The organism is Streptomyces sp. NPDC127084 (assembly GCF_042724175.1).
Taxonomy (GTDB): domain Bacteria; phylum Actinomycetota; class Actinomycetes; order Streptomycetales; family Streptomycetaceae; genus Streptomyces.
Map to the genome: position 1 here is coordinate 1 of NZ_JBHXFA010000438.1, position 1025 is coordinate 1025.

The window sequence follows — 1025 nt, forward strand, 5'->3', positions numbered from 1 at the left end:
GCTCTGCAGTTGCTCCACCCGCATCAGGATCTGGTCCAGCGGATCGGCGAACTGCCGCAGATACAGCGCGGCCGCCACCACCGCACCCAGGCCCACCTCCCCGCGCCCGTGCAGCCACCCGCCCACGATCAGGACGCCCGCCACCGGGATCGTGTACGACATCTCGACCACCGGGAAGAACACCGTCCGCAGGAACAGCGTGTACAGCCGGCTGTGCAGCGCGGTCCGCAGGGTGTCCCGGCTCGCGGTCACCCGCCGCTCCTGGAGCCGGAACGCCTCCACCGTGCGCGCCCCGGACGCGGTCGCCGTGAGGATCTCGGCGACCTCCGAATTGGCCGTGCCCTCCGCGAGATAGCCGTCCCGGGCCCGGCGCAGATACCAGCGCAGCGCGAACCACACCGGCGTGAGCCCCAGCACCCCGAACAGCCCGAGCAGCGGGTCGAGCGCGAACACCGCGCCCATCACGAACAGCGCCTGCACCGAGTTGACCAGCAGATCCGGCCCGACATCGCGCAGGGTGGTGCCGACGATCGCCACGTCCGCCGTGCCGCGCGCGGTCAGATCGCCCGTCCCGGCCCGCTCCACCACCGACGCGGGCAGCGCCAGCGCCCGGTCGACGAAGTCCTCCCGCACCCGGGCCAGCGTGCGCTCACCGAACCGGTGCCCCACGTACCGCGCCCAGCGCGCCAGCAGCAACTGCGCCACCGAGCACCCCACGATGACCAGGGCCAGCCGGTCCACGACCCCCACTCCGGCCCCGGCCCGCACCTCGTCCACGATCCGCCCGAGCAGCCACGGTCCGACCAGCCCGGCCCCGGCCGCCAGCGCGTTCACCACCAGCACGATGCCGAACGCCCGCCGGTCCGCCCGCACCAGTTTCAGCGCGGCCCGTCGTACGTCCGCCCGTCCCGCGACCGGCAGTTGACCCTTCGCCGACGAGGATCCCGTCACCGTACGACCTCTTCCTCTTCCGTGTCCCGGGCCACCAGCGCGCGGTAGCCCGGCTCGTCCGCCAGCAGCCGGCG

1 protein-coding gene is annotated in these 1025 nt (G+C 73.7%); it reads right to left on the reverse strand.

The window, feature by feature from the left end:
- Window positions 1-951 (reverse strand): ABC transporter transmembrane domain-containing protein (locus ACFWI9_RS34820; RefSeq protein WP_387169440.1); only part of this gene is annotated, 951 nt, incomplete at its 3' end.
- Between the last annotated feature and the right edge of the window lie 74 nt (window positions 952-1025).